The organism is Burkholderia sp. AU30198 (assembly GCF_020419825.1).
GTDB lineage: Bacteria > Pseudomonadota > Gammaproteobacteria > Burkholderiales > Burkholderiaceae > Burkholderia.
The window spans coordinates 181447-200867 of sequence record NZ_JAIZSA010000007.1 but is presented as its reverse complement, the minus strand read 5'-3'; the positions used below and the strand labels follow the sequence as shown (position 1 = coordinate 200867).

Sequence of the window (19421 nt, the reverse complement as noted above, 5' to 3'; positions counted from 1 at the left end):
GTCAGCGCCCTCCGAGGTTCTGTGCATCGAGACGGCTCGCGGCCGTGCCGGCGAGCGCGCGCTTGCGCAGTACGGCGGGCGCGGTTTCGACGAGGCCGAACGACAGCACGCACGCGAGGATCGCGCCGGCCGCCGACGTCCACATCGCGAACTGCAGGCCGTACTTGTCCGCCGCGAAGCCGGCGACGGTCGGCGCGACGAAGCCGCCGATCAGCTCGCCCGCGCCCATGATCAGGCCGAGCGCGCTGGCGATCGCGCGCGGCGGCACCGTTTCGGCCGGGATCGTGGCCATGAACAGCGTGAAGCAGCCGAGGCCCGTGTACGTGGCGAACACGAGTGCACCGAGCGCCCACAGCGAGCCGGCATGGATCATCACGATCGGGCACACGGACGCGATCAGCGCGAACGCAATCATCGTCGGCTTGCGGCCGATCCGGTCGGAGATCGCCGGCACCGCGAAGCCCCAGAACACCCACGCGGCGCCGAGGCAGGTCATCACGACGCCCATGTCGGACGGCGACAGATGGCGGCTTTCCACGAGGAACACCGGCGCGAACGAGATGATCACGATGAACCACGTGAGGAAGAAGCAGCTGATCAGCATGCAGAGCAGGATGTTGCGTTCCTTCAGCAGCGCCCAGCGGCTGACTGCCGCGCCGCTCGCGGCCGGCGCGCCGGCGGTATCGGCCTGCGCGTGCCGCACGCCGCCGGGCGGCACTTCGCGCACCCAGCGCCAGATGCAGAACGCGATCAGGAAGCCCGGAACGCACGACACGTAGAACGCCTCGCGCCAGCCGTACGTGGTCGCGATGCCGATGACCACCGGCGGGCCGATCATCGCGCCGAGCAGGCCGGCGGCGGAGCCTTGCAGCAGGCCCATGTTCAGCCCGCGGCGGCTCGGCGTGGAGCTTTCGACCATCAGCGATTGCGACAGCGGCAGCACGGGGCCTTCGGCGATGCCCATCAGCGCGCGGAACGCGATCAGGCTCGCGAAGCCGCCGACGAGCCCCGACAGCGCCGAGCACACGGAAAAGCCGAGCACGGCCGCGATCAGCAGCGGCTTGCGCGTGCCGCGCGCGTCGGACCACGCGCCGGTCGCGGCACCGGACAATGCCCACGTGAGCGCGAGCGCGGACGACACCATGCCGAGCTGCGTGTTCGTCAGGTGCAGCTCGGCCGACATGAACGGGAACAGAAACGACAGCGCGAGGCGGTCGAAGAACACGAAGCCGAACGTCATGAACAGGATCAGCAGCAGCCTGTTTTCATACGTCCATGCGGGTTTCGAGGAGGAAGGGGATGTCATGATGAGCCTCGCCGCGCGTCAGCGGAACAGCTTCTCGATCGCTTGCGCGCCGAGGCCGACCTTCTCGTAATGCGCCTTGCACATCGCGATGTACGAGTGCACGTCGAAGTAGCCGTCGGGGTTGCCTTCTTCGTCGAGCCAGATCAGCGGCCCCTTGACGATGAAGAACGCGCGCATCGGCTCGGGGTGATCGAAGGCCACGAGCGTGTGGCCCTCGCCCGGCGTCTCGTACACGAAATCGCCGCGCGTCGCGGTCCATTCGTGCTCCAGATAACCCCACTTGCCCGACAGCGTGTAAGCGAACACCTCGTGCGGGTGATAGTGCCGGTTCACGAGCCCGGCTTCCTTTGCCATCAGGATGTCGCACCATTTGTTCTGCGACGGCGAGATCCACAGCGGCCGCGACGAAACCGTTTCGGTAAACGGAACGTAATAGCGCTCGTCGTCGGTGGCCGCGTTCGGGATGTATGCTTCTGGCAGCGCATCGGGCTTGAACGGATTGGCAATCGGCGGGATGGTTTGCCAGAATTCGGCTACGGCTTGGTCGACCACGGTTCGTCTCCTTGTGTATGGGTGTCGTGGGCTCGACTTTAGCCAGCCGGTGCGCGCCGCTCTTGACTGGGCTGGACGAATTGCTTGATCGCGCCGGACATGGCGCCGCGCCAATATTCAGACGAATCATTCCCCCAACCGTGCCGCTCCGCACGACAGGCGCCAGCAGGAGGCGACGTGACGAATTCGACGGTTTTTTCCCGCACGCGAGGCTCGACGGCCGGCGTGCCGGCGTGCGACCGGATGGCGTACTGGGATGCCTTCAATGCGGCCACGCTGGTCGGCCTGCGCTGCTCGTCGCTGTCGCCGGGCGGGCTCGAGGTCGAGAAGACCGACCTCGCGCTGACCGACCTGCGCGTCGCCGATATCAGCGGCCAGGATCATGTGATCGAGCGCAGCCCGGTGCATGTGCGCCAATTGCCGAAGGAGTCGCTGTTCGCATGCCAGCTCCTGAGCGGGCGCGCGTATTTCATCCAGCGCGACCGCTGCCTGCTCGCGGAAGCCGGCGATGTCGTGGTCTACGACACGCGCGTGCCCTATCTGTTCGGATTCCTGACGCCGATGCGGCAGCTTCTGATCGACATCCCGATCACGACGTTCGACCACCGGCTCGATGCGGAACTGGCGGCGCTGCCGCTGCGGATCGCACCGAAACCGGGCGCGGGCGCGATGCTCGGCGCGACGTTGCGCGCGAGCGTCGAGCGGTTCATGAAGGACCCGGTCGAGGGCGACGCCGCGCGGTTCGCCGAACACACACGCGCGCTGATCGCGGAACTCATCGATGCGGAAGTGAACGGCGCGGGCGCGTCACGCGCGTCGCTGTCGTATCTGCTGACCGCGAAGCAGTACATCGCGACGCACCTGGGTGACCCGGAACTCGGGCCGCAGGCCGTCGCCGACGCGGTCGGGCTGTCGCTGCGGCATCTGAGCCGGCTCTTCGCGGCCGAAGGCGAGTCGATCACGCAGCACATCTGGGCGGAGCGGCTGTCGCATGCGCATCGCGAGCTGACCGATGCGCGGCTGCGCAAGACGAGCGTCGGCGAAATCGCGTTTCGCTGGGGCTTCTCGAGCCAGGCGCACTTCAGCCGTGCGATTCGCGAGCGCTATGGTGCGTCGCCGATGGCGCTGCGCGAGGCGGCGCGCGCGGCCGGGTGTTGATTCCGGCGGTTGATGCAGATGGAGTGGCGGCGCGTATCTCACGCGCCGTTTTTTTTTCGGTGTATTGAACGGCAGCGCACGCGTGCCGCGCCGCGTTGCGTTACTCCGCCAGCATGAACTCGGCACAGCGCTCCGCGATCATGATCGTCGGCGCGTTCGTGTTGCCGGACACGATGCGTGGCATGACCGACGCATCGCAGATCCGCAATCCGTCGACGCCTTGCACCGACAGGCGCGGCGTGACGACCGCATGCTCGTCGTTACCCATGCGGCAGGTGCCGGCCGGGTGATAGACGGTTTTCGCGCGGTGCCGCACGTAGTCGGCGAGTGCCGCGTCGGTCAGCGTCTCGGCTTCGCGCACGATGCGGGCGAGCGACGGTGCACGGATGATCTGCCGCGCGAGCGCAACGCCGCGCACGAGACCATCGACATCGGCCGGGTCGGACAGCGCGCCGCTGTCGAACAGAATGGGCGCGGCCGGATCGTTGCCGCGCAGTTGCACCGAGCCGCGCGAGCGCGGCCTGAGCAGGCACGGGTTGATCGACAGGCCGTGGCCGGGAAGCGGCTCGCGATCGACGTCGCCGACGAGCGTCGGCAGCACGTGGAACTGGATGTCCGGGCGGCCGCTGCCGGTCGTGTCGACGAATGCGCCGGATTCGACGACGTTCGACGTCAGCAGGCCCGTGCGGCACAGCATCCACTGCAGCCCGTGCCGCAGCGCTTTCAGCCCGCGATCCTCGCCCAGCAGGCTGACGGGTGCGTGGCTGCGGCCGTAGATCGAGACTTCGAGATGATCCTGGTAGTTCGCGCCGACGTCGCGGCTGTCGTGCAGCACGTCGATGCCGTGCGCGTGCAGGTGCGCGCCGGGCCCGATGCCCGACAGCATCAGCAGCTTCGGCGTGCTCAGCGCACCGGCGGCGAGCACGATGTCGGCGCGCGCGGCGGCCGAACCCGCCGCACCGTTTTCCGTCCGCCATTCGACGCCGGTCGCGCGCCGGCCGTCGAACCGGATGCGCGTGACGCGGCAGCCGGTCAGCACGCGCAGGTTCGGGTGGCCGAGCGCGTCGGCGAGATAGGTGGCCGCGGTACTGCCGCGTTGCCCGTCGAAGATCGTCGTGTGGTAGAAGCCGGCGCCATGTTGCGCGGCGCCATTGAAGTCGTCGTTGTACGCGATGCCGGCTTCCTGCGCGGCTTTCACGAACGCGAGGCTCAACGGATGCCGGAAGCGTGTGTCGCCAACCTTGAGCGGCCCGTCGGTGCCGTGAAACGGCTCGGAGAGCCGCAGGTGGGATTCGGCGCGCTTGAACACGGGCAGCACGTCGTCCCAGCCCCAGCCCGTGCAGCCGAGCGCGGCCCAGTCGTCGTAGTCGTCGCGCGTGCCGCGTACGTACAGCATCGCGTTGACCGAACTGCCGCCGCCCAGCGTGCGGCCCTGCGGCACGTAGGTCTTGCGTCCCGCCGCACCGGGCTGCGGCTCGCTCTCGAACGTGACCGTGCGCCGCGTGCCGAGCACGCGGATGAACGTCGCCGGAATCCGGATGAACAGGCTGTCGTCCTTCGGGCCGTCCTCGAGCAGCAGCACGCGCCTGCCGGCCTTCACCAGCCGATGCGCGACCGTGCAGCCGGCCGAACCGCCGCCGACGACGATATGGTCGTACGTCTCCATCCCGCTTCTTCTCCTTGCTGTCGGGCGGCGAAACGAGTGCCGCCGCGCAGGAAGCCAGCTTAGCGACCGCTATGCGGCCCCATTTGACCGGGACGGACGCCGTGCTTGCCTCGCAGGGACACGGCGGCGGGTGGTGGGTGGCAGGTGGTGGACTATCGCGCGTTGGCCGGCGCCGGCGCGCGGGTATCGCTCGGCGTCTCGCCGAAGCGCGCGCGATAGCTGCGGCTGAAGTGCGCGCTGTTGTTGAAGCCCCAGCGGAACGCGATCTCGCTGACCGTCAGGTGCTTTAGCGACCGGTCGCGCAGGTCGGCTCGGCAGCGTTCGAGCCGCCGCGCAAGGATGTAGCGCGTGAGCGGCATCCCTTCGATCTCGAAGACGCGCGCGAGCTGGCGCGGCGACAGGTTGATCGCGCGGCTCACCGACTGGCTGTCGAGGTCGTCGTCGGCGAGATGGCTGTCGATGAACGCCTTGGCGCGTGACAGCGTGTGGACGGTCGACTTGGTCGGCGACGCGTCGCCGTCGTGCAGCCGCAGCATCGACTGCACGAGATCGAGGATTGCGGCGGCGCGCCGCTCGCGCGCATCGGGCGTCGGCTCCTGCGGCGCGGCGAGCAGCGCATACACCTGCCGCACGGCCCACGATGCGACGCCGTCGTCGCGGTCGATCTTGACGAGGCTGCGGTAGCGCCACGGGCCGACGCGCGCCTCGAATACGTCGCGCGGCACGTCGAGCACGGTCATCGCCATGTCGGCGGGAAAGCCGTGACCGTATGGCATCGACGTGTCGTACAGCACGAGATCGCCGGGCCCGTGCTGCATGCAGTCGACGTCCTGGAACGTATAGCCCTGCCCTGTGTGCATCAGGCAGATGAACACGGCGTCGCGCTGGTCCGCATGGATGTTGTGCGACGTGCGCACGACCGCATGCCGGTTCGCGACGATGTCGCAGGCGCCGAACAGCCCGAGATCGCGCTTGCGCAGCGACGCGTCGATGCCTTCGGACGACTTGCCGCTGCATTCGATCCGCACGAGCGTGCGCGCGACATGGTCGACCCAGAAGTCGACGCGCTCGTGGCCGCGCACGGTGCGCGTCGAGATCGTGGCGATCTCCGTGCTGGTGTCCGGCATGACGTTCTCCCAATGACCGCCCGAGCGGCGCAGTCTCGGGCAGGTCGAATGGCGCGGTCAATCCGTGAAAGACCCGGGGCAGGCGTGTGACGCGCTTGCAGCGGGGCGTTGCGGCTGCGCGCACGATCGATGTCCGGCTGAGTCAACACAAGCGGCCGTGCCGGTCAAAACACGACGACGGTTTTCGTCCAGGTGGCGTGCATGTCGGTACGCACTGCAGACAGGTGTCGCCGGCTTATTTCGATGAAGACGACGTCAGCCCGAGCGAAACGTCCTGCTCGTAACCCATCCGGTTGTCGCGGAATTCGACGGTCACATGGCCGGGCCGTTGCGCGTCGGTGACGTTCGCGTAGATCGACGTCATCACCATCCCCGCGTCGCATGCGAGCGGGATCGTGCGATCGGTGCGGCCCGTCGCGATGTTCACGGCCCGCAGCGACTGCATGGCAATGCCGCACCCGTCGGACAGCGCATAGACGCCGACCAGCATGTGCGTCTTCGTGCGATACCACATCGGAACGTCGACGGTGCCGTCGAGCTGGAGGTGATCCTGATCGTTGTCGTTCAGTCGTCCGACTTCGTTCAGCGTGATCGGGAATGTCTTGCGGCCGTCGTCCCATGTACCGGTCGCCGCATGGCCGGTGATGTTCAGCGCAATCGGGCAAGGTTTTGGCCGCGACGGGGAGGCGGCCGGTACGACCGGCGATTCGGCGGTCGACGTGGGCGGCGACGCTTCGCACAGCGTCATGCGGCCGTCGGGCTCGCGGTGGCCCCGTAACGGGATCGGCTTGCGATGCGCGTCGTAGTAGTAGCTGCCGTCGACACGCCAGCGGCCCGCGTCGTTGCGGTTGATGGCGTCGTAGGTCTGCAGCGATACGTGGACGGGTGCATTGCCGATCGTGCCGGTGTAGTTCACGACTTCGTACCAGCCCGCGCGGGACACGGCTGGCACGCACGCGGACAGCACGGCGAGCAGGGCGGCGAACGGGTGGGCGTAGCGGGTGCGACGGGCGTTCCTGGGCATGGGCGGTCGGTGTGCGTGGTGTGGGGCCGGGGCGTCACGGATATCGGTCCGGCCATGCCGGGCCGTGCGGCGGGCCGCCCGGGCGCACGCCATTGTATCCATCCGCCAGTCCCGGATTGCCCGCATCCGCCAATGCGGCGACACGGGCGCGCACATGACACCGGCCGGTCGCGGAACCGCACCGACGGCGCGATCCGATCGACCGGCCCGCCACCGACTTCAGCCTGCGCTCGCCTCGTCGATCCGGCGAATGTCGTCCTGATCGAGCGTGACGCGAATCGCTTCGCCGAGCGATTCCAGCTGCGCAAGCGACGTCGCGCTCGCGATCGGCGCGGTGATCGTCGGCCGCGCGATCTGCCACGCGAGCGCAATCGCGGCCGGCTGCGAGCCGTGCTTGTCGGCCACCGCATCGAGCGCGGCGAGAATGCGCAGCCCGCGTTCATTGAGATACCCGGCCACGCGATCGCCGCGCACGCTCTTCTTCAGGTCGGCCTCGCTGCGGTACTTGCCCGACAGGAAGCCGCTCGCGAGCGCGTAGTAGTTGACGACACCGAGCTTCAGGTCGCGCACGACCGGTTCGAGATCGCGCTCGTAGTCGGCACGGTCGAGCAGGTTGTACTCCGGCTGGATGACCTGGTACGCGGGCAGGCCGTCGCGCTTGCTGATGTCGGCGGCTTCGCGCAGCCGTGCGCCGCTGTAGTTCGATGCGCCGATGATCCGCACCTTGCCCGCGTCGATCAGCGTTTGATAGGCGCCGAGCGTTTCTTCGAGCGGGGCCGAATCGGCGAGATCGCTGTGCGAGAAATACAGATCGATGTAGTCGGTCTGCAGGCGGCGCAGCGAATCGTCGGCGGCTTTCAGGATGTTGTCCCGGGTCAGCCCCGCGCGCGCGGCCAGCAGGCCGACCTTGGTCGAGATCACGACCTGTTCGCGCTTGCCGGAACGCTTGAGCCACTTGCCGATGATCGTTTCCGATTCGCCGCCGCTGTTGCCGGGGGCCCAGGCCGAATAGACGTCGGCCGTGTCGATGAAGTTGATGCCGGTGTCGGCGAGCGCGTCGAGCAGCGCAAACGACGTGTTCTCGTCGACGGTCCAGCCGAAGACGTTGCCGCCGAACGCGAGCGGCGAAACCTGGAGGTTCGACGTGCCGAGGGTGCGTAGTGCCATGTTCTGCTCCGATATCTGCGGGGTGACGGAATTGAACTGCGGGATGGGCCGAAACGATCGCGGCGAGACGACGGGGTACGCGGTGCGGTCACGCCGTTGTCGCGGGACGCCGGACATTCTCGCCGATCGCTTCGATTCGTGCAGGCGGTGTGCCGTCGCGATGGCAGACAGTTTGATGCGGATGACGGACACCCCGTCCGCTGCGCGAGCGCTTCGTGTGGCTGCGTTCGATCGGGAACCGATTTTTTGTCGCGGCTGGCGCCACGGGGCGCGAAACGGTGTGTGGGTGGAGGCGGGCGGAAGGGCGGGAAGGCGGATGCTCCGGCGTTGCGCCGGAGCGGGCGGGACGACGGGCGGCAAGCGGCCGCCCGTGCGACGGTGAGCCGGTCAGCGCAACTGCACGGCCGCGAGAAACAGCACCATGCTGCCGATCGCGCCGTCCAGCACGCGCCACGCCACCGCCTTGCGGAACCACGGTGCCAGCAGTCGCGCACCGTAGCCGAGCCCGAGGAACCACACGACGCTGACCGACATCGCGCCGATCGCGAACGCGAGCCGCGTGCCTTCCGGTTCGCGCGCACCGGCCGTGCCGATCAGCAGGAACGTGTCGAGATACACGTGCGGGTTCAGCCACGTGAACGCGAGCGTCATCAGCACGATCGCCAGGCCGCTTTGCGGCGGCGGCGCGACCGCGTCGCCGCGCACGTCGAGGGTTTCGTGGCCCGGCTTGAACGCGCGGCGCAGCGCGTTGATGCCGAACCATGCGAGATACGCGAGGCCGACGTACAGCACGATGTGGACGAAGGTCGGATAGCGTTCGACGAGCACCGATGCGCCGCCGACGCCGGCGCCGATCAGGATCATGTCGGACAGCGCGCACAGCAGCACGATCTTGCCGATATGCGAGCGCATGATGCCCTGCCGCAGCACGAAGGCGTTCTGCGCGCCGATGGTGACGATGAGCGATCCGCAGAGTGCGGCGCCGTGGGAAAAAGCGAGCCAGTTCATGGAGAGTGACAGCAGTAGAAGCAGTGGACGGATGAATCGGGTAGCGCTAGTCTGCGGTCAGCATGAAAATAAGAGAAGCTAATTCACCTAATGCAGATTAAGGAAATCTAATGATCGACTACGCGTTGCTCGATGCCCTCGCGGCCGTGATCCGGCACGGCTCGTTCGAACGGGCGGCCAAGGAGCTGAATGTCACGGCGTCGGCGGTGTCGCAGCGCGTGAAGCTGCTGGAGGAACGGGTCGGCAGCGTGCTCGTCAAGCGCGGGCAGCCGTGCGTCGCGACGACGTCGGGCGCGCTGCTGTGCCGGCACACCGAGCGCGTGCAACTGCTCGAGGCCGAACTGGGGGGCCGGATGCCGGCGCTGCCGGGTCAGATCGCGAGCGCGTGGCCGACGTTGCGTGTGGCCGTCAACGACGACAGCGTCGCGACGTGGTTCATCGACGCGGTCGGGCCGTTCTGCACGGAGCGCGAGACGTTGCTCGACCTCGTGATCGACGACCAGGATTACACGGCTTCGCGCATTCGCGACGGCAGCGTGCAGGGCGCCGTGACCGCGCAGGCCGAGCCGATCCAGGGGTGCCGCTCGGAGCGGCTCGGGCGCATCCGCTATCGCGCGGTGTGCTCGCCGGCGTTTTACGAACGCTACTTCGACGCGGGCATCACGCGCGATGCGCTGCGCCGCGCGCCGTGCGTGATGTTCAATCCGAAGGACGGGCTGCAGGCGCGTTTCATCCGGCGTGTGACGCGCGCGGATCTCGATCCGCCGCAGCACTGGATACCGCACGTCGCGGGCTACCTGCGTGCGTGCGAAACGGGATTGGGATGGGGAATGTGTCCGGACCGGATGGTCGACCGCCAGCTGGCGGCGGGCGAACTGGTCGACATGTCGCGCGGACGAACCGTCGACATCGATCTGTACTGGCAGAGCTGGCGCCTGTCGATCGGCTGGCTCGACGATTTCAGCGCGGCGCTGAAGGCACGTGCCGCGCTGTTTCTCGACTGATTGGTGACGCGAAGCGGGCGGCGCGCGCGACGCGCGCGCCGTGCGGCATCAGACGTGATGCAGGCCGTCGAAATCGACGATCTGGACGTGGCGGCCCTGCATTTCGATCAGGCCGCGCTTCTGGAATTTCGACAGCGTGCGGCTGACCGTTTCGAGCGTCATGCCGAGGTAGCTGCCGATGTCTTCGCGCGTCATCCGCAGGTTGAACTCCGACGGCGAGTAACCGCGCTTCAGGTAGCGCGACGATACGTCGAGCAGGAACGCGGCGACGCGCTCTTCGGCATTGAGCGAACCGAGCAGCATCGTTTGCGACGTTTCGCGCACGATCTGTTCGCTCATCAGCTTGTGCATGCGCAACTGCATCGAACCGGCTTCCGAGCACAGCGTCTTGAGCGCGCTGTACGGAATCACGCAGACGGAGCTGTCTTCCAGCGCAACCGCGGTGCGCGGATGCGTGTCGTCGCAGATGCCGTCGAGGCCGAGCGCTTCGCCGGCGAGATGCAGGCCGGTGACCTGCTCGCGGCCGTCGTGGCGCGTCGCGACGGTTTTCAGCGAACCCGAGCGCACCGCGTACAGGTTGTCGAATGCGTCGCCTTCGCGGAACAGTGCTTCGCCGCGCTTGACGGGGCGCGCCGCGCAGATGACCGACTCGAGGCGACTGAGCGCTTCGGGCGCCAGGCCCTGCGGCATGCACAGGTGCCGCATGGCGCACGTCGAGCAGTGCGCGGCCTGGCGAGGAGCCCAGCTACCGGCATGAGGCGTGGCGGCGGGACGTGTGGCGACGGGCGTCAGCATGATCGTTTACTCCGGCGTTGAATCGACGGAATCATTGTCCCACCGCAACTTGCCGCTGTCGGGTGACAAAACGTCGCGACCGGCCGCGCATGCCGAACGCCGTTCATGCTGCCGGTTCGTCGACGTTGGCGGCCGCCGGAATCAGCAGCACGGGCAGCGTCGCGTGGCGCACGCATTGCTCGGCGATGCTGCCGAGCACGAGACGGCGGAACCCGCGGCGGCCATGCGTGCCGAGCACGACGAGATCGGCACCGAATGCTTTCGCACCGTCGAGGATCAGCGATGACACGTCGTTGAGCGACGTTGCTTCGCTCAGCTTCGTCTCGCCTTTCACGCCCGCTGCCTGCATCAGCGTCGCGAAATCCTTCGCGAGTGCATTGCCCTGCGCGACGAGCTGATCGCGCAGCACGGACGGATCGTAGCCGGGCACGTTGTAGTAGATCGCGGCGTTCTCGACGACGTAGAACGGTTGCAGCTCGGCGCCGTGTGATTTCGCGAGCGCCAGCGCGGCATCGAATGCATGGCGGGACGTGTCGCTGCCGTCGACGGCAACCAGAATACGCTTGTACATAGTGTCTCCGAGTGGCGGGTTGAAACGAAGTCGGCCGGATGGCCGATCGGGCTGGGCAATGCGCAATGTGCAATGCTGCGAGGCAGAGTAAACCAATGACCGGGACTTTGCAGTGAGGTGCCGGCCGTGCCGCGCGGCGGCGCCGCTGCCGTTTCTGCGGCGCACGGCCATGCACGCGACGCACGCTCCGCCGCGCGCCGTGTGACGCGCGTCGTGCGGCGTGGTTGCCGCCGCCGTCCGCAGCGTCGACGGGATGGCATGCGCAAGCATCGGTGTCGCGTGCGGCACGTGCACATGCATCGCCGCGCACGCCGGTCGCATCGACACGGCGCGGCAGTCACGCGGACGCATCGCCCCCGTCGCCATTCAATCGCAACCGTGCCGTTTCGACATGACCTCGATCAACGCATGTGCGTCGGTGCGCTTCACGGCAGGCATGAAACCGCCGGTGCCGCTGCGCGGAATCGTCCGCTTTTGCAGCGCGCAGTGACCCGTGCGCGGTCGGCGCACAGTCGCGCGCGCCGATCCGCAGCCATCCGCCATCGACCGATGCCGGTTCGCAAACGAACGATCGATTCAAACGCCGCGCCGGCTACTTCGGTACGGCCGTCAGCTCGAATACGCGCTCCGGCCGCCGCTGGTGGCCGGGCCAGTACGCGCTGCCGTGCATCCGGTGGACGGGGCCGAACAGCGCATCGCTCATGGGTGGCGGCGCGTCAAAGCCTTTCTCGATCACCATGTAGCCGGCGCGCAGCGCGAACGCCGGATGATTGCCGCCGGGGCGGCTGTCGAAACCGGCGAAGCCGTCGCCGGCCTCCGGCATCGCATTGACGAGCGACGCGTTGCTGCGCGTGATCTCGTCGGGCGAGATCGGCCCGCCGCCGGCGAGGCGTGACGCCTCGCGGTTCTTGCCGTCGGTGTCGACCGTGCTGTCGTGCGTGTCGTCGTTGTCGAGCTCGATGCTGCGCGGGCGCAAACGATCGGTTTGACCGGATGTTTCCATCTCGGCTCTCCTCGCGGCGAAGCGTTCCGGATCGAAGCAAATCCCGTTCCGGGCGTGACGGGAAAAGGCGCGCGGGCGATCGCCGCGGTCGCGCGACGCGCACTGATTTGTCATGATTTATTTCAGCTAGAAGACCCGTTTTCTACAGAGTATGATTCTTTTCCTGCGAAGCGGCGACAGGGGATTCGGTCGCGCCGCCTCTGCCCGCGCCGGGGGCGCCGCAGCACCCTTAAAGACGGGTAGTGAACAACAAAGCAAGGGACTAGAGGTGGCGGATTCATGCAAGCGACTACTGCGTTCACGCACCGCGGTTATCTGTTGAATTGCGCGCCCGCGCGCGCCAGTGACGGTTCGTTCAAGCCCTACGTCGTGATCTCCCGATCGAGCGACGGGGAGCTCGTTGCGAACCGGTTTTTTCCGATCGAGCTCCAGTTCCACGACGAAGGCGCCGCGATCGCGCACGCGCGCGACTGGGCCGTGCGGTGGATCGACGCGAGCAGCATCACGATCTGACGCCGCCGCGATTCGGCGCCATCGGCCGTCCGGCCGATCCCCGGCGTGCCGCTGCCGGACAAAAAACGCGGTAATCTTGCGGAACCCGTCACTTTATTAGCGGCCGTGCGACCGAGCGCGGCCGCCTGCATTGGCATATGTCGACATCACCCGCCCGTCAGTGGGGCCTTGAAGAAATCGTTGCCGGCTTGCGCGAGTCGCGCGAGGAACTCCATCGCACGCGTCATCCGCGCGGCATCCGCGAACTGCCGTCGCGCGATGCGATCTGCAAGATTGTGACCGGCCTGCGCGCGTCGATGTTTCCGACGCATTACGGCGCACCGGATCTGACCGACGAAAGCGTCGACTTCTACGTCGGCCACACGCTCGAAAGCACGCTGCGCATTCTGTCCGAACAGATCCGCCGTGCGCTGCCGTTCCTGCCCGAGCATGCCGATACACCGTTCGCCGAGCTCGACGAACGCGCGTTCGAAATCGCGCGCGAATTCGGCCGGCAGTTGCCGGCGGTCCGCGCGCTGCTCGTCAGCGATATCCAGGCCGCGTATGCGGGCGATCCGGCCGCGCAGCACATCACCGAGATCCTGCTGTGCTACCCCGGCGTGCTGGCGATGATGCACCACCGGCTCGCGCACGCGCTGCACCGGCTTGGTGTGCCGCTGCTTGCGCGGTTCATCAATGAAATCGCCCACTCGGCTACCGGCATCGACATCCACCCGGGCGCGCAGATCGGCCCGAGCTTCTTCATCGACCACGGCACGGGCGTCGTGATCGGCGAGACCGCGATCATCGGCGAGCGCGTGCGCGTGTATCAGGCCGTCACGCTCGGCGCGAAGAGTTTCCCGGCCGATGGCGACGGTGCGCTGGTCAAGGGCAATGCGCGGCACCCGATCGTCGAGGACGACGTGGTGATCTATGCGGGCGCGACGATTCTCGGCCGTGTGACGATCGGGCGTGGCTCGGTGATCGGCGGCAACGTGTGGCTCACGCACAGCGTGCCGGCCGGCACGAGCGTCGCGCAAGGCAAGGTGCGCGAAGGCGGGAGCGCCGAGAAGCCGTAACGCGGCGCGCGGCCGCCGGCCGCCGCCGCGCCGTCGGTCAGTGCTTGCCGTCGGGCGCGCGGTGCTTGTACAGCACGTCCTGGTCGACGCGGATCAGGTTCTGCCCCGCATCGACGACGAAATCCACACCGTTGTACGCGTTGCCCGTCAGCATCAGGATCGCGCTCGCGACATCGTCGGGGCCTGCGATGCGCGCGAGCGGCGTCGATGCGCGGCTCGCGTGTTCGAAGTCGGCCTGCGTCTGGTCGTCGCTCGGCAGCATGAGCCCGGGGAATACCGCGTTCACGCGCAGCACCGGCGCGGACGACAGCGCGAGCATCTGCGTGAGGTTGCCGAGCGCGGCTTTCGCGACCGTATAGCTGAAATGGTCGCGGTGAAAGTTTTCCTTGATCTTCTGGTCGACCACATTCACGACGACACCTTGCGTGCCGGCCGCGCGGGCTCGTTCGTAGAACGCGCGCGTGAGCAGGATCGGCGCGCGGCAGTTGACGGCCCACGCCTGGTCGAACGCCGCGAGATCGAAGCTCGGGAAATGATCCTGCCAGAATACCGACGCATTGTTGACGAGTACGTCGAGGCGCCCGAAGCGCGCATACACCTGGTCGATCAGCGCGGTGATCTGCGCGGCATCCGACAGATCAGCCTGCAACGCCACCGATTCGTGCCCGCGTTCGGCGATCGCGCGGGCCGCCGCCTGCGCGGCATCGGCCGAACGGTCGTAATGCACCGCGGTGCGATAGCCGTGCGCGGCGAAATACTCGGCGAACGCGCGCCCGGCCCGGCGCGCGGCGCCGGTCACGAGCACGACGGGCGCGAGCGCCGCTTGCTTCGTCTGCGCCATTACGTATTCGTCAGGTTCACTGAAGAAGGATTCGCGACGATCGACAGGAATTCGCGCCGCGTCGACGGATCGGTGCGGAACGTGCCGAGCATGCGCGACGTGACCATCTCGACGCCGGGCTTGTGCACGCCGCGCGTCGAGATGCACTGGTGCGCGGCTTCGAGGATCACGCCGACGCCCTTCGGCTGCAGCACGTCGAACAGCGTGTCGGCGATCTGCACGGTCATCTTTTCCTGGATCTGCAGGCGCTTCGCGAACGCGTCGACGAGGCGCGCGAGCTTCGAGATGCCGACCACGCGATGATTCGGCAGATACGCGACGTGCGCGCGGCCGATGATCGGCACCATGTGGTGCTCGCAGTAGCTCTCGAAGCGGATGTCCTTCAGCACGATCATTTCGTCGTAGCCGTCGACTTCGCTGAACGTGCGCGCGAGGATGTCGCGCGGCTCCAGCGCATAGCCGGCGAAGAACTGCTCGTACGCGCGCACGACGCGTGCGGGCGTGTCGATCAGGCCTTCGCGTGCCGGGTCGTCGCCGGCCCAGCGCAACAGCACGCGAACCGCGTCTTCTGCTTCTTCACGGCTCGGGCGGGATGCGGCCGGCTCGGGCCGCGCGGACTTCTTTTTACCCATCTATCTGCTCCATCGAATGCCGCCGCCGGGGCGGCGCGGAATCCGGGCATTGTTTCATGCTTTCGCGGGTCGCGTGCGAGGGCTAGGGCCTGTTCCCGTTAATAGCGGGTTTGCGCTGGCCCCACGAATGAATTTCTTCAAACGGGGGAACGCGCGCTATTCGCGGGAACAGGCCCTGGCTCACTTCGGCCATTCGTCCTGCTCGTCGTTGAACAGCGACGCGACGATGCCGCGCAGCCATGCCGTGCGCGGATCGTTGTGGTACTTGCGATGCCAGTGCTGTTTCAGGTCGAAGCGCGGCAGTGCGAGCGGCGGCTCGACGGGCACGATGAACGCGTGCTCGGCCGCATACGCATAGCCGATCGCGTGCGGCACCGTCGCGATCAGGTCGGTGCGGCTCAGGATAAACGGCAGGCTCATGAAGTGTGGTGTCTCGAGCACCGCGCGGCGCTGCATGCGCTGCTTCGCGAGGTACTTCTCGAGCACTTCCTGGCTGCGGCCTTCGGCGCGCACCACCGCGTGCCCGCACGTGAGGAACTGCTCGACCGTGAACGGCGGCGCCTGTTCGAACGGATGGCCGCGCCGCATCAGGCACACGAACCGGTGCGTGAACAGTCGCTGCTGGAAGAAGTTGTTGCCGTCGAGATCGGGAAAGTAGCCGACCGCGAGATCGAGCGTCCCGGCTTCGAGGCCGCGCCCGACCTCGTCGTGCGCGAGCGAGACCGAGCGCAGGTTCGCATGCGGGGCGCGCGTCGCGAACGCCTGCAGCAGCTTCGGCAGGAACACGATCTCGCCGACGTCCGACAGCGCGATCGAGAACGTATGCGTGCTCGCGGCCGGGTCGAAGTCGTGCGGCGCGACGAGGCCGCGCTCGATCTGCGCGAGCGCGTCGCGGGCGGCCGGCAGCAGCGCGAGCGCGCGCGGCGTCGGTTCCATCCCGCGCGAGGTGCGCACGAACAGCGGATCGCCGAAATACTCGCGCAGGCGGCCGAGCGCCGTGCTCACGCGCGGCTGGCTGACGCCGAGCAGGTCGCCCGCGCGGCTCACGTTGCGCGTGTCGTCGAGCGCGACGAGGTAGGGAATGAGGTTCAGATCGAGCGCATCCATCGCCAGGCCAGTATCGTCAAAACGTATACAACATATCTCCTGAATCGCGTTGCCGCATAGTCGGGAAAGCGCTCAAATGTGTTCCATTACTCGAACCAATGTTCAGGAGACGAACAATGCGCACCCAGGTCGCCATCATCGGCGCCGGTCCGTCCGGCCTTTTGCTTTCCCATCTGCTGCGCCTGCAAGGCGTCGATTCCATCCTCGTCGAAGCGCGTTCGCGCGAATACTGCGAGAACCGCATCCGCGCCGGCGTGCTGGAGCAGGGCACGGTCGACACGCTGAACGAGGCCGGCCTCGGCGAACGGATGCGTCGCGAAGGGCTCGAACACCACGGCATCGAGCTGCTGTTCTCGGGCCAGCGCCATCGCATCGACCTGTCCGCGCTCACCGGCGGGCGCGCGATCACCGTCTACAGCCAGCATGAAGTCGTGCGCGACCTGATCGCAGCCGGCGTCGAGCATGGCCACGCGATGCACTTCGAAGTGAGCGACGTCGCGTTGCACGACGTCGAAGGGGAGCACCCGTTCGTCACGTTCAAGCATGCCGACGGCCGCGAAGACCGCATCGACTGCGACTACATCGCCGGTTGCGACGGATTTCACGGCATCGCGCGCCAGACGATTCCGGCCGAGCGGCTGAACACGTTCGAGCGCGTCTATCCGTTCGCGTGGCTCGGCATCCTCGCCGACGCGGCGCCGTCGCTCGACGAGCTCGTCTACGCGCATCACGACAACGGTTTCGCGCTGTTCTCGATGCGCTCGCCGACGGTCACGCGCCTGTACCTGCAATGCAAACCCGACGAAGACCTCACCGAATGGTCCGACACGCGGATCTGGGACGAATTGCACACGCGCTTCGCGAACGACACGGGCTGGACGCCGACCGAGGGCCGGATCACGCAGAAGAGCGTGACGCCGATGCGCAGTTTCGTATCCGAGACGATGCAGCACGGTCGCCTGTTCCTCGCCGGTGACGCCGCGCACATCGTGCCGCCGACCGGCGCGAAGGGGATGAACCTGGCGGTGGCCGACGTCCGCGCGCTGTCCCGCGCGCTCGGTGCGCGCTACCGCAACGGCGACGCGACGCCGCTCGACACGTATTCGGCGACCTGCCTCGAGCGCGTGTGGCGCGCCGAGCACTTCTCGTACTTCATGACGAACATGCTGCATTCGTCGCCGGAGGACTCGCCGTTCGTCAATCGCCTGAAGTTTGCCGAGCTGAAATACGTGACGCGCTCGCGGGCTGCCGCGCAGGCGCTCGCCGAAAACTACGTCGGGCTGCCGTTCGACGATGCGGCGGCCCCCGAGGGAACCCGCCTTGACAACGCGCTGTGCGCGACTCTATGATCGGCCCATCGTTCGCTAATCGAATCTAGGTTCGAATAGCGAACAAATACCGGAGTCGATATCGGCCCCGGCGCGGCACGCGGCACGCGCGTGTCCCCTCGACAGGCCGCGCATCGAGCCGCGGGTTCGTATCAGGAAGAGACATGGTCAACAAGATTTTCGAATCGCTTCAGTCGGCGGTGGCCGACATCCACGACGGCGCGACAATCATGATCGGCGGCTTCGGCACGGCAGGCATGCCGTCCGAGCTGATCGACGCGCTGATCGAACAGGGCGCGCGCGACCTGACGATCGTCAACAACAACGCAGGCAACGGCGAGACCGGCCTCGCGGCGCTGCTGAAGGCGAAGCAGGTGCGCAAGATCATCTGTTCGTTCCCGCGCCAGAGCGACTCGCAGGTGTTCGACGCGCTGTACCGCGCGGGCGAGATCGAGCTGGAGCTCGTGCCGCAGGGCAACCTCGCGGAGCGCATCCGCGCGGCGGGCGCCGGCATCGGCGGCTTCTTCACGCCGACCGGCTACGGCACCAAGCTCGCGGAAGGCAAGGAAACGCGCGTGATCGACGGCAAGCCGTATGTGTTCGAGACGCCGATCCACGCCGATTTCGCGCTCGTGAAGGCGTACAAGGGCGATCGCTGGGGCAATCTCGTGTATCGCAAGACCGCGCGCAACTTCGGGCCGATCATGGCCAGCGCCGCGAAGGTCGCGATCGTGCAGGTGTCGGAAGTCGTGCCGCTCGGCGCGCTGAACCCGGAACACATCGTGACGCCGGGCATTTTCGTCCAGCGCATCGTCGAGGTGCCGCAGGCCGCGCACGCGGCCGAGCTGGCCGCCGAACACGCATCGCAAGCCGCCTAAGGAGATATCCAGATGAAACGACTGACCCGCGATGAAATGGCCAAGCGCGTCGCCCAGGACATCCCCGAAGGCGCGTACGTGAACCTCGGCATCGGCGTGCCGACGCTGGTGGCGAACCACCTCGACCCGAGCAAGGAAATCTTCCTGCACAGCGAGAACGGCCTGCTCGGCATGGGCCCGGCGCCCGCGCCCGGCGAGGAAGACGACGAACTGATCAACGCCGGCAAGCAGCACGTGACGCTGCTGACCGGCGGCGCGTATTTCCACCACGCGGACTCGTTCGCGATGATGCGCGGCGGCCACCTCGACTACTGCGTGCTCGGCGCGTTCCAGGTGTCGGCCAACGGCGACCTCGCGAACTGGCATACGGGTGCGCCCGATGCGATTCCGGCGGTCGGCGGTGCAATGGATCTCGCGATCGGCGCGAAGCAGGTGTTCGTGATGATGGAGCACCTGACGAAGCAGGGCGAGAGCAAGATCGTTGCGCAGTGCTCGTATCCGGTCACCGGCGTGCAATGCGTGAGCCGCATCTATACGGATCTCGCGGTGCTCGACGTGACGGCCGACGGCCTTGCGGTGAGCGAGATCTTCACCGACCTGTCGTTCGACGAACTGCAGAAGCTGACCGGCGTGCCGCTGATCGACGCGACGCAAAAGGCTGCTGCCTGAACCGCGAGCGTGCC

At 67.3% G+C, this 19421-nt stretch carries 20 protein-coding genes; 7 read left to right on the top strand and 13 right to left on the bottom strand.

Features of this window, described 5'->3' with window-relative positions:
* Position 1 precedes the first annotated feature (1 nt).
* Together LGN19_RS17575 and LGN19_RS17570 are read right to left on the bottom strand one after the other, a co-directional pair.
* A complete protein-coding gene (locus LGN19_RS17575; protein WP_226216279.1) occupies positions 2–1306 on the bottom strand; it encodes an MFS transporter in 1305 nt (434 codons plus the stop codon).
* A gap of 18 nt (positions 1307–1324) precedes the next feature.
* Positions 1325–1858 (bottom strand): 2,4'-dihydroxyacetophenone dioxygenase family protein, encoded by a 534-nt coding sequence (locus LGN19_RS17570; RefSeq protein WP_122948397.1) that lies wholly within the window; start codon positions 1856–1858, stop codon positions 1325–1327.
* A gap of 177 nt (positions 1859–2035) precedes the next feature.
* Here LGN19_RS17570 and LGN19_RS17565 point away from each other — a divergent pair, with 177 nt between their 5' ends.
* Positions 2036–3016: a helix-turn-helix domain-containing protein gene (locus LGN19_RS17565; RefSeq protein WP_226216277.1), complete on the top strand. Its 981-nt coding sequence runs from the start codon at positions 2036–2038 to the stop codon at positions 3014–3016.
* Between the two features lie 100 nt (positions 3017–3116).
* Here LGN19_RS17565 and LGN19_RS17560 read toward each other — a convergent pair whose 3' ends face one another.
* From LGN19_RS17560 to LGN19_RS17540, 5 genes are all read right to left on the bottom strand, one after another.
* Entirely contained in the window at positions 3117–4682 is a 1566-nt protein-coding gene (locus tag LGN19_RS17560; RefSeq protein WP_226216275.1) for a GMC family oxidoreductase, read from the bottom strand.
* Between the two features lie 152 nt (positions 4683–4834).
* Positions 4835–5809 carry a helix-turn-helix domain-containing protein gene (locus LGN19_RS17555; RefSeq protein WP_226216273.1) on the bottom strand — a complete coding sequence of 325 codons (975 nt, stop codon included), beginning with the start codon at positions 5807–5809 and terminating at the stop codon, positions 4835–4837.
* A 235-nt stretch (positions 5810–6044) separates the two neighbouring features.
* Positions 6045–6833: a hypothetical protein gene (locus LGN19_RS17550; protein WP_226216271.1), complete on the bottom strand. Its 789-nt coding sequence runs from the start codon at positions 6831–6833 to the stop codon at positions 6045–6047.
* A 219-nt stretch (positions 6834–7052) separates the two neighbouring features.
* On the bottom strand, positions 7053–8000 hold the full coding sequence (locus LGN19_RS17545; RefSeq protein WP_226216270.1) for an aldo/keto reductase: 948 nt from the start codon (positions 7998–8000) through the stop codon (positions 7053–7055).
* A gap of 387 nt (positions 8001–8387) precedes the next feature.
* Positions 8388–9008 carry a LysE/ArgO family amino acid transporter gene (locus LGN19_RS17540; RefSeq protein ID WP_226216268.1) on the bottom strand — a complete coding sequence of 207 codons (621 nt, stop codon included), beginning with the start codon at positions 9006–9008 and terminating at the stop codon, positions 8388–8390.
* 110 nt (positions 9009–9118) lie between these two features.
* Here LGN19_RS17540 and LGN19_RS17535 point away from each other — a divergent pair, with 110 nt between their 5' ends.
* Positions 9119–10012: a LysR family transcriptional regulator ArgP gene (locus LGN19_RS17535; protein WP_226216266.1), complete on the top strand. Its 894-nt coding sequence runs from the start codon at positions 9119–9121 to the stop codon at positions 10010–10012.
* Positions 10013–10060: 48 nt separating this feature from the next.
* Here the strand turns inward: LGN19_RS17535 and fnr are convergent, their stop codons facing one another.
* From fnr to LGN19_RS17520, 3 genes are all read right to left on the bottom strand, one after another.
* Positions 10061–10807: a fumarate/nitrate reduction transcriptional regulator Fnr gene (gene fnr, locus LGN19_RS17530; protein WP_011356726.1), complete on the bottom strand. Its 747-nt coding sequence runs from the start codon at positions 10805–10807 to the stop codon at positions 10061–10063.
* Between the two features lie 103 nt (positions 10808–10910).
* Positions 10911–11378 (bottom strand): universal stress protein, encoded by a 468-nt coding sequence (locus LGN19_RS17525; RefSeq protein ID WP_122948405.1) that lies wholly within the window; start codon positions 11376–11378, stop codon positions 10911–10913.
* A 592-nt stretch (positions 11379–11970) separates the two neighbouring features.
* Positions 11971–12381, bottom strand: coding sequence for a DUF3005 domain-containing protein (locus tag LGN19_RS17520; RefSeq protein ID WP_122948406.1), 411 nt, complete (start codon positions 12379–12381; stop codon positions 11971–11973).
* Positions 12382–12660: 279 nt separating this feature from the next.
* Here LGN19_RS17520 and LGN19_RS17515 point away from each other — a divergent pair, with 279 nt between their 5' ends.
* Both LGN19_RS17515 and epsC read left to right on the top strand, forming a co-directional pair.
* Positions 12661–12894: a hypothetical protein gene (locus LGN19_RS17515; RefSeq protein WP_043186155.1), complete on the top strand. Its 234-nt coding sequence runs from the start codon at positions 12661–12663 to the stop codon at positions 12892–12894.
* A 137-nt stretch (positions 12895–13031) separates the two neighbouring features.
* Positions 13032–13952, top strand: a complete 921-nt coding sequence (gene epsC / locus LGN19_RS17510) for a serine O-acetyltransferase EpsC (RefSeq protein ID WP_122948407.1) — start codon at positions 13032–13034, stop codon at positions 13950–13952.
* Between the two features lie 37 nt (positions 13953–13989).
* Here the strand turns inward: epsC and LGN19_RS17505 are convergent, their stop codons facing one another.
* From LGN19_RS17505 to LGN19_RS17495, 3 genes are all read right to left on the bottom strand, one after another.
* On the bottom strand, positions 13990–14793 hold the full coding sequence (locus tag LGN19_RS17505) for an SDR family oxidoreductase (protein ID WP_226216265.1): 804 nt from the start codon (positions 14791–14793) through the stop codon (positions 13990–13992).
* Positions 14793–15425, bottom strand: a complete 633-nt coding sequence (gene folE, locus LGN19_RS17500; protein ID WP_011356720.1) for a GTP cyclohydrolase I FolE — start codon at positions 15423–15425, stop codon at positions 14793–14795. The genes LGN19_RS17505 and folE overlap by 1 nt, the downstream gene beginning before the upstream one ends.
* Before the next feature lie 180 nt (positions 15426–15605).
* Positions 15606–16532, bottom strand: a complete 927-nt coding sequence (locus LGN19_RS17495; protein WP_226216263.1) for a LysR family transcriptional regulator — start codon at positions 16530–16532, stop codon at positions 15606–15608.
* Between the two features lie 116 nt (positions 16533–16648).
* Here LGN19_RS17495 and pobA point away from each other — a divergent pair, with 116 nt between their 5' ends.
* The 3 genes from pobA (at position 16649) to LGN19_RS17480 (ending at position 19407) form a co-directional block, all read left to right on the top strand.
* Positions 16649–17881, top strand: a complete 1233-nt coding sequence (gene pobA, locus LGN19_RS17490) for a 4-hydroxybenzoate 3-monooxygenase (protein WP_226216261.1) — start codon at positions 16649–16651, stop codon at positions 17879–17881.
* A gap of 143 nt (positions 17882–18024) precedes the next feature.
* Entirely contained in the window at positions 18025–18738 is a 714-nt protein-coding gene (locus LGN19_RS17485; RefSeq protein ID WP_226216259.1) for a 3-oxoacid CoA-transferase subunit A, read from the top strand.
* A 12-nt stretch (positions 18739–18750) separates the two neighbouring features.
* The gene (locus LGN19_RS17480) at positions 18751–19407 is read left to right on the top strand and encodes a CoA transferase subunit B (RefSeq protein ID WP_089431929.1); all 657 of its coding nucleotides are present in this window, start codon (positions 18751–18753) and stop codon (positions 19405–19407) included.
* The last annotated feature ends 14 nt before the right edge of the window (positions 19408–19421 follow it).